A 9,366-nucleotide genomic window follows, 5' to 3' on the forward strand; every position below is an offset into this window, starting at 1 on the left:
TTCATATTATTTTTTTTACAATAAAAAAGGGTCCATGGATAGACCCTTAGCGGATACTAATTATTATTATTCCTCATCTTCCGCCTGCTTCTCTTCGTAAGCTTGAAATACTGATTCTTGAATTAAACTTCTAGTTTGTGAATTTATCGGATGTGCAATATCCTTAAATTCACCATCTGGCATCTTTCTACTTGGCATTGCAATGAAAGGCCCATTTTGTCCTTCAATGATCTTGATGTCATGAACTACAAAACAGTCGTCAAAAGTGACAGAAACAATTGCTTTCATTTTCCCCTCAGAGTTGATTTTTCTGACTCTTACATCTGTAATTTGCATGGTTTCCCACCTCCGGAATATTATGTCCAAACATATTAATATTTTACTACAAATTTAATAAAAATGCAAAAATCTTTATTTATTTATTGTTTTTTTCTCAAATATCCGTGTTTTCCTGATCGTAGGGCCTGATTTTTATTGCCTTTTCAATCTCATCCACACCTTCAAGTACCAGAAGGGTATTATAATCCTTAACCAGTTTATCCTTGTGCTCCGCAGTAGAAATAACGACCGATACGCCAACCACTTCTGCGTTGAACTCTGCCATCAGATCTATCATTCCTTTTGCCGTTCCTCCACCTTTCATGAAGTCATCAACCACAAGAACCTTGGATCCTTCCTTTACAGCCCTTCTTGAAAGAGTCATGGATTCAATCTTTCTGGTTGAACCCGAAACATAATTTATACTGAGGGTAGACCCTTCTGTAACCTTGCTGTTACGCCTTATTACAGCAAGCGGAACATCAAGCTCCCTTGCAGTCATAAGTGCCACAGGTATTCCCTTTGTCTCCACAGTCACCACATAATCTATTTCTTTGCTGGAATATTTTGAAGCAATGATTTTTGCTATATTGGACGAATAATATGGTGAATTGAAAATATCCGTCATATAGATATATCCTCCCGGTATTATTCTATTGGGATTTGAAAACGCAAGACAAAGTTCGCTTAAAAGTCCTGCCGTATCCTGTTCACTTAGACTGGGAATGTATATTACACCGCCTGCAGCTCCTGCAATAGTTTCAATCCTTCCAAATCCGAGATCGGACACCAGTTCCCTGACTATTACAATATCCTCGCTTATAGTTGATTTTGCAGCATTGAACAACTCCGAAAAATAATTATATGAAAACACATGGTTTGGTCTTTCAGTGAAAATTTTCATAAGAGCGCCTACTCTTTGATTCCTTTTATACTTCTTCATTAATTCACTCCTTGACGAATATTTATATCTATTATACATATAAAATTCGTGAATCACAAGATTATATTTCATAATTTTACAATTTTATTCAAATTAAGCTTTGATTTGCTAGTAATTTGACTCATATTATCTTTTAGCACTTAAGCCTTTATAATGATACAATTTATTGATATAATAATTAGAATACATTCATTGCATCTTGAATGAATAACAAAAAGGATGATAATCATATGAAAAACTACAAATATATACATTTCATCGGCATTGGCGGAATAAGCATGAGCGGCCTGGCTGAAATCATGTTGAACAAAGGCTGCAGAGTATCAGGCTCCGACATCAATGAAACAAACCTGACTGAGCACCTTGAAAGCCTCGGTGCAACAATACAAAAAGACCATGATGGCAAGATTATCGACAACCAGGACCTGGTAGTGTTTACCGCTGCAGTAAACAGCGAAAACCCTGAATACAAAAGATCGGAAGAACTCGGAATCAAGCTTCTTGAAAGAGCCGACTTCCTGGGAGAGCTCATGCATGACTACAACAGTCCAGTAGCCATTTCCGGAACCCACGGCAAGACAACGACTACGGGATTCATGTCAAGTATTCTTCTAAAGGAAAACTCTGACCCCACAATACTGATAGGAGGAGAATACGACCTCATAAATGGTAATATCAGAATAGGAAACGACGAAACGCTTCTTACCGAGGCCTGCGAATACAAGAGAAGCTTTGTGAAGTTCAACCCGCTCTATGGAGTTGTACTGAACATAGAAGAGGACCACTTGGATTATTACAAGGATATTGATGATATAAAGTCCGCTTTTCTTGAATTCGGATCTAAAATACCATCCAATGGATACCTTATATACAACAGCGACTGTAAAAATTCAGAACACCTGTTTGAAGATTTGTCGTGCAGTCTCAGAACCTTTGGAATAAAAAACAAGGCAGACATATGGGCGGACAATATAACCTACTCTCCCTATCCGTCTTACGACCTTCATATTGATAATTCTTTAATATCAAGAATTTCACTGAAAGTCCCAGGAGAACACAATCTATACAATTCACTGGCTGCCATAGCCTGTGCCCATGCAATGGAAATTGAAGTTTCACATATTGTTGAAGGCATTGAATTTTTCACCGGAACAAAAAGAAGATTTCAGTTTAAGGGCGTACTAAACGGTGCAACTGTAATAGATGATTATGCACACCATCCAACTGAAATAAAAACGACTCTCAAAACAGCCAGAAAAATGACCGACAAAAAGATTTTATGTGTATTCCAACCTCATACCTACACCAGGACTTCCTCATTACTGAAAGAATTCTCAGAATCATTCTCAGATGCCGATACAGTTCTGGTAGTGGATATATATGCAGCAAGGGAGAAGGATCTTGGTGTAGTTCATTCAAGAGACCTTGCAGATGGCATCGTAAAAAGCGGGACTGAAGCAATATACTGCAATTCCTTTGATGCAGCCGAAAAATACTTCAAGGAATATGCCTCCGAAGGCGATATAATACTGACAATGGGAGCTGGTAATGTACATGAAATAGGTGAAAATATTACAAATATTTAACATTTAATCTGTTTCAATTTTACCCCTGTGGGTATATTAATACTGACAATGTCCCCACTCCCCCTATCTGGCAGTCAACCGGATAGGAAAAGAAAGCTCCCTATCCGGAAGCTTTCTTTGCTTTTTGCCTATATCTATTTGTTACAGTTACATCTCTAAACTTACAGCTCTTTCAATTTCAGAAAGCATTTCTTCCGATATCAACAGCTCTTCACATTTGTTGATATCTTCAAACAGCTCCCTGTCCTCTTCAAGTTTTTCAACCTTGCTTCTCAACATGTTGTAGGCAATTTCAGTAGCCGTACCCAGTTTTTTCTTTCCTCTAAGATCTATGGCCTGGCAAGCGCACATCATTTCCATAGCTATTACCCTTCTTGCATTTTTCATGATTTCCCTTGCTTTTCTCGCTCCTATGGTACCCATGGATACATGGTCTTCCTGGTTTGCTGAAGAAGGAATGCTGTCAACACTTGACGGATGAGCAAGAACCTTGTTTTCTGATACCAGCGCTGCTGCAGAATATTGAACTATCATAAATCCCGAGTTCAATCCGCCATTTTCTACAAGAAAAGCCGGAAGTCCGCTCAATGCTGGATTTACAAGTCTTTCAAGTCTTCTTTCCGAAACATTCGCAAGCTCTGCAAGGGCTATGGACATGAAATCGAAGCTTAGTGCCATCGGTTGTCCATGGAAGTTTCCACCGGAAATACCAGTTTCTTCAAATATTATTGGATTGTCTGTTACTGAATTCATTTCAATATTGACTCTTTCCTCGATATAATTCAAGGCATCCTTGCTGGCCCCATGAATCTGTGGAGTACATCTCAATGAATATGCGTCCTGAACCCTAATATCTCCCTGTTCAGTAGTCATCTCGCTTCCTTCAAGAATCCTGAGCATATTGGCAGCTGTAGTCAACTGTCCCTTGTGAGGTCTTACAAGATGAGCCCTTTCATCCAGTGCAGTCGTTATACCATTCATAGCTTCAAAAGTAAGCGCTGCTGATACATCTGCAAGTTTTGCAAGATTTATTCCGTCATAAATTGTCAATGCTCCTACTGATGTCATTGCCTGCGTTCCATTGATAAGTGCCAGCCCTTCTTTCGATACTAGTTCAACAGGCTTGATTCCAGCCTTTTTCATCGCTTCTTCTCCGGATATGACCTCTCCCATGTATTCTGCTTTTCCAAGCCCTATCAAAGGAAGAACCATATGAGCAAGTGGTGCAAGGTCTCCGCTGGCTCCCAGCGAACCCTTTTCAGGAATTACAGGGTGAATGCCCTTGTTAAGCATTTCAATCATGGTTTCAACAGTAGATAGTCTTATTCCCGAAAATCCCTTGGCATGAGTATTTGCTCTAAGAAGCATCATTCCTCTAACTGCATCCCTGTCCAGAGGATTTCCTGCTCCAACTGCATGTGTGATAATAAGATTCTTCTGAAGAAGAACTGCTTCTTCCTGAGTAATGTTAACGTCGCTGAATTTTCCAAATCCAGTAGTAATTCCGTAGATTGTTTTACCGCTTTCAACGAATCTGTCAACCTTTTTCCTTGATTCGATTATATTTTGTCTTGCCTCTTCACTCAATTCAACTTTGTAGTCTTCCCTGCATACCTGTATAAACTCTTTTAATGTCAAGCTTGACCCATCAATGATTACCTTTTTCATAACATTCTCCTTTCCTTTACCAACTGCATTCATCTCGTCCAAAATCATTTTACTCATATCCTTCTCCTCCAAAAAAAATTAAAGGCAAACCAGAACTATCATATAGTTCTGATTTGCCTCCTGTTATCTATTGTCTTTAGGCACTTATTTAATTATCTAAAGTCTATCATATGTTTCTATTCATGTCAAGAAAACATCTTAGATTTACTACATTATCCGTGTAGTCTAATATTAATCATTCGCATTTGACTTTTCAAGCTGAAAGAGGGCTGCATAAAAACGCAGCCCCATAGAGAAAAGTAATCTATTTTCCTATTCCAAGAACTTCTCTTGCATATTTAATGCTTTTTATACATGCATCCATTTCCTTTTGACGTGCCGCTTCCAAAGAATCATCACCCATGTCCCATTCAATTTCAAAAGTTATTCTATCGGTAGGTGAATTTTCTTCTATTGTCTTTAATGTCTTAAAGCAATCAATGTCGCCATCTCCCAGTGCTACCCCATGGAATCTGATGCCAAACTGATCCCTGTCAAGTTTATGATCGCAAAAATGATTTACAAAAGCATATGGAGCAAGTTTTTCAACCGCACTTACAGGATCTTCAAGCACGCCCATGGAATTAACAGTATCAACGCACGCACCGACCAAAGGATGATTGATTTTTTCAATCAGCCAAATAACTTCATCGGCATATGTCTCAGTGTGATTTTCCAAGGCAAGCTTGACTCCTGTTTCTTCAATCAAAGGAATGGCATCCATTATTTCATCGTATATGCCACACAGTTGTGTCATTACAGTTGGATGAAAACAACTGCCGTAGAGTGGACGTGGACGACGAACATCCAAACTCACTTTTCCTATGTCGGCACCAATCTTTTCAGCTATGCGGATTCCATCTTCAATGCTGTCTGTCAGCCTTGAATCAAATTCTTCATTCAATGAAAAATTATACTCGAGATAAAGACCATGCTCTTCAGCTGCATCACGGACTTCTTTTAATCGTTTATCATCCTTGCTCTCCAGGTCACAGCCTGTGATATGCAGTCCATCCAGTCCCCATTCAACCGCCATGTCCATCAATTGCATAAGATTAATTTCCTTGGGACGCGGCTCTGCAACTATACCCCAGTTTTGACCAAGTCCCCAAAGATGAAGCGTGTACGTGTGCAAACCAAGTTTCATTTTTTTATTCATTTCAATTCCTCCTATTTTAGTATAAATTTTATTATTTATATCAATATAAATATTGATATTGATATTGATTTCTTATTGTCTCAAACTACATTACTGATTCATCATCATCTTCTGTGTCATCATTTTCAACGACCTTCAAAGGCGTCGTTTTAATATTCTCCGAAACATCCCCATGTACGTACTGCTCCTGTTTGTCTTTTCCCAGGAACATAACCAAACATATCAAGGCACCGAATTCCAATATGAATATAGGCAGTGCATAAGCTATACTCATGGTCTGCAGAGCTTTCGTTCCGATAGTTCCGCTAACCAGCAAGCAAAGCATTGTGATGCCGCCAATCAAGAGTCCCCAGAATATTTTAATACCTGCCGGAGGTTCTGCTGCACGAGTATCCTTGGTTGTTATTACCGCTATTGTAGAAGTCATCGAATCGGCCAGTGTAACGAAAGAGATGCCCAGCGCAACAATTCCCATGGGAATTGTGATACTTGATATCGGCAAATTTTTCAGCAGAGCATACATTGAAACCTCCAATCCAAACTCTTCTATGACATTCATGATTCCTGCATTTTGAAAATGCTCAAAATATATGGCTGATCCGCCAAATGCAACAAACCATGTAAACATAAAAGTTCCCGGAATTATTACATTTACTATGACAAATTGTCTGATTGTCCTGCCTATGGCAATCCTTGCCAAAAACATCCCTATTATCGGAGCATACACTATCCACCATGCCCAGAAAAAGATTGTCCAGCCTCCACTCCATCCATTGCTGACATTGAATGCATCTGCATTGAATGAGCATGGAATCAGATTTGTCAAATAAGAACCTGCTGTCTCTACCATGGCGTTGAACAAAAATTTTGTTGGTCCGAAAATGAACAAAAATGCTACCAGTCCAAAAAAGATAAAACTGTTTATGTTGCTCAAATACTTGATTCCACGCTGCAGTCCCGTATAACTGGAGACAGTGTAAGTTATGGTCAAAACAACAATGATAAGGGCATATATCGAATTGCTTGGTGTCCAATCAAACAGATACTGCAATCCTGAAGCAAACTGCAATGTTCCAAATCCAAGAGTTGTAACAACACCGCCCGCAAGCGTCAGAATGGAAATTCCATCTATTAATTTACCCGGCCAATCATATATCCTTTTCCCCAGCAATGGATAAAATGCAGAGCTCACCCTTAATGGAAGTTTTCTGTTATAGGATGCATATCCTATCGCAATTCCAAAAAGTGTAAAGAGCCCATACGGAATGTAGGACCAGTGGAAAGTTCCCAGTTGCAAGGCCCTTATGGCAGTCTGCGGCGTTAATGGATCCAGTCCGGTTATAGCCGGAGGCGAATAATAATGCGTCAGCGGCTCTGCCACTCCCCAGAACAACATGCCTGTAGCAATCCCCCCGCACAGGGCTATGACACACCATGACCACAAATCAATTTCAGGTTTGGCTTCCGGACCTCCAAACCTTATACTTCCCAATGGAGAAATCATAATAACAAAAGGCGCAACAAGAAAAACAAATGTCAAAAACAAATACAGCCAGCCGAATTTTTCAATAGTAAATGACAGCAAGGCAGTTGAAACATTTGCAAAACCTTGCGGAGCAATCATTCCAATTACCAATGTCAGTCCCAACAGTATGGCCGGCGGCAAAAACACATCTCTTTCAATTTCATTCTTTTTGAATAAATTCATAAATTCCTCCTTATTATTACTTCCCTCTTTCAATACAATCATTTTCCCTATTTATTTCTTGTTTTATTTTTTATTACTGCAATTTGTTATTATTTGATCTCAACCGTCAAGTGTCTTTTAAAAGCTTCATTCAACCCTCCTGTTTTTTATTTTTAGTAAAATCCAAAGGCTAGATGCCCTATTGTTGTTATGATTGTTTCTATAGACTATCTATATAATCAAGTCTATCTTTTTCAATTCCCGCTTCACCCAATATTCTTCTCACCTTTTCTATATCTTTTTTATCTATTTCAGGTCTGTTTTCATCATATTTCCTTATCATATTGTCAATTTCTTTTTCTATGGCATTATCGTATTCTTCCATAGGATTGTTGACATTGCCTCTCGTACTGATCATCGGCGTGTAAATTTCACTTCTGAAGTTATTCCACGTATGGTCACTTGTTAAAAACTCACCACTATGCCCTTTTTCCTTTATAAGATCCAATGCCAGAGTATCTTCATTTATTTCGAAGCCTCTGAAACATCTCTTTACATATCGTATAACTTCAAAATCAATTATCATTTTTTCAAATGACAGTGCATTGAAACCCGCTACTATTCCTCCTGAATGAATTACAAAATTAATTTTATTCATGTATGATGAGAAGCATGTCATCATTGATTCATACCCCGCCTGCGCATTGACCGTCGGCGAATCAGTCATGCATCCGCCTCCTCTGCATGGCAATTTATAATACTTGGCCATTTTACCGCCAAATCCCTGAATCAAAGTTCCTTCAGGCGATGCGCCTGCAATCTGTGCCATTCTCATATCCGACCCCGTTGATTGCATTCCGTAAAGTATAGGAGTTCCAGGCCTTATCATCTGCGCCAGAGCTATCCCCGCCAGAACTTCTGAATTGGAAGAAGCAAGTGTACCTGCTATTGTAACAGGTCCTGTTAATCCAAGCATTGTACTCGGAGCAACAACCACCGGCTGTCCATATTCTGCAAACACCATAATGTTGTCCAACATTATTTTATCAAGAGCCAATGGAGAATTCGTATTTGCAAGCGCAATCAGTCTCGGTTTTCTTACCATCTCGTCAAAGCCTCCATATACCTCGGCCATCGACCTCATAATTGCTCTAACGTATTTTTCTTCACCAGTTGCAATGAACATTGCCTTTTCAGAATGGGTAAACGTCGAATAAAACATGTCAAGAGGTGCCGAATCCTGGGGAACATCATTTGGCTGTACCATTATACCTCCGACAATGTTAAAATCATCATTTGTATGATACATTTTTGCGCATTTTATATAATCATATATTGTGCCCTCCCTCTGAGAACCGTCTTTTTCCGCTATGAATGCACAACCATAACCAGGGGCATGGTTTACTTTATCACCGCCGAACACTACATTGTATTTCGGATTGCGTGCATGCAGCGTACAATGTGATGGTGCCTTTTCAACCCAGCGCATTATTTCATCTTCATTGAATTTTGCCACATTGCCTTCCATTCGAATCCCGTTATTCTTAAGGATTTCAACTGCTTTTTCATTGTGAAATTTTATTCCCACTTCATTGAGAATTTTCATACTTGCTTTGTGAATCTGATACTCTTTTGTATTTGATTTATCGTTCATCTGTTACTATTCTCCTTTCTCTTTATAATTTCATACATATATTTACAGCATAAGCTGTTAAAGCAATTTTTAAACAGGAAAAATAAAGGTAGTCATACACAAAAGACTGCCTGGTTCAATATGAAGTAAATAAAACATTAATAAATCCGGATTTTTTCAATGATTTATTGAAAAGCAAATGCTAAAAGAAAATTAATACGTTTGTATAATGAATTGAATATGAAGTATGTAAAAATATGCTTATATTGGAATCGTTTCAAATGATGTATTAAATATGCGGCAAGCTTAATTAAATTTGAATATGTTCACGTT

The 9,366-nt window shown here is 38.7% G+C and carries 7 protein-coding genes; 1 reads left to right on the forward strand and 6 read right to left on the reverse strand.

Annotation, left to right across the window (positions count from 1 at the left end; genetic code table 11):
- Positions 1-66: 66 nt before the first annotated feature.
- Together spoVG and purR are read right to left on the reverse strand one after the other, a co-directional pair.
- Positions 67-336: a septation regulator SpoVG gene (gene spoVG, locus BUB05_RS14055; protein ID WP_073050255.1), complete on the reverse strand. Its 270-nt coding sequence runs from the start codon at positions 334-336 to the stop codon at positions 67-69.
- A 97-nt stretch (positions 337-433) separates the two neighbouring features.
- Positions 434-1,261 (reverse strand): pur operon repressor, encoded by an 828-nt coding sequence (purR, locus tag BUB05_RS14060; RefSeq protein WP_073050256.1) that lies wholly within the window; start codon positions 1,259-1,261, stop codon positions 434-436.
- A gap of 230 nt (positions 1,262-1,491) precedes the next feature.
- On the opposite strand from purR, the gene murC reads away from it, so the two are divergent.
- Positions 1,492-2,847: a UDP-N-acetylmuramate--L-alanine ligase gene (gene murC, locus BUB05_RS14065; RefSeq protein ID WP_175548573.1), complete on the forward strand. Its 1,356-nt coding sequence runs from the start codon at positions 1,492-1,494 to the stop codon at positions 2,845-2,847.
- A 147-nt stretch (positions 2,848-2,994) separates the two neighbouring features.
- On the opposite strand, the gene hutH is transcribed toward murC, so the two are convergent.
- The 4 genes from hutH to BUB05_RS14085 form a co-directional block, all read right to left on the reverse strand.
- Positions 2,995-4,515 (reverse strand): histidine ammonia-lyase, encoded by a 1,521-nt coding sequence (gene hutH / locus BUB05_RS14070; RefSeq protein ID WP_073050263.1) that lies wholly within the window; start codon positions 4,513-4,515, stop codon positions 2,995-2,997.
- A gap of 304 nt (positions 4,516-4,819) precedes the next feature.
- On the reverse strand, positions 4,820-5,713 hold the full coding sequence (locus BUB05_RS14075) for a sugar phosphate isomerase/epimerase family protein (RefSeq protein WP_073050258.1): 894 nt from the start codon (positions 5,711-5,713) through the stop codon (positions 4,820-4,822).
- A gap of 85 nt (positions 5,714-5,798) precedes the next feature.
- Positions 5,799-7,421, reverse strand: coding sequence for a BCCT family transporter (locus BUB05_RS14080; protein WP_073050259.1), 1,623 nt, complete (start codon positions 7,419-7,421; stop codon positions 5,799-5,801).
- Between the two features lie 199 nt (positions 7,422-7,620).
- Complete coding sequence (locus BUB05_RS14085; RefSeq protein WP_073050260.1) at positions 7,621-9,054, reverse strand: trimethylamine methyltransferase family protein; 1,434 nt, start codon at positions 9,052-9,054, stop codon at positions 7,621-7,623.
- Between the last annotated feature and the right edge of the window lie 312 nt (positions 9,055-9,366).

This window comes from Dethiosulfatibacter aminovorans DSM 17477 (genome assembly GCF_900142005.1).
Lineage (GTDB): Bacteria > Bacillota > Clostridia > Tissierellales > Dethiosulfatibacteraceae > Dethiosulfatibacter > Dethiosulfatibacter aminovorans.

Coding starts and splice junctions, on each gene's coding strand:
- spoVG (WP_073050255.1), bottom strand. CDS start 336: ATGCAAATTACAGATGTAAGAGTCAGAAAAATCAACTCTGAGGGGAAA.
- BUB05_RS14075 (WP_073050258.1), bottom strand. CDS start 5,713: ATGAATAAAAAAATGAAACTTGGTTTGCACACGTACACGCTTCATCTT.
- hutH (WP_073050263.1), bottom strand. CDS start 4,515: ATGAAAAAGGTAATCATTGATGGGTCAAGCTTGACATTAAAAGAGTTT.
- murC (WP_175548573.1), top strand. CDS start 1,492: ATGAAAAACTACAAATATATACATTTCATCGGCATTGGCGGAATAAGC.
- BUB05_RS14085 (WP_073050260.1), bottom strand. CDS start 9,054: ATGAACGATAAATCAAATACAAAAGAGTATCAGATTCACAAAGCAAGT.
- purR (WP_073050256.1), bottom strand. CDS start 1,261: ATGAAGAAGTATAAAAGGAATCAAAGAGTAGGCGCTCTTATGAAAATT.
- BUB05_RS14080 (WP_073050259.1), bottom strand. CDS start 7,421: ATGAATTTATTCAAAAAGAATGAAATTGAAAGAGATGTGTTTTTGCCG.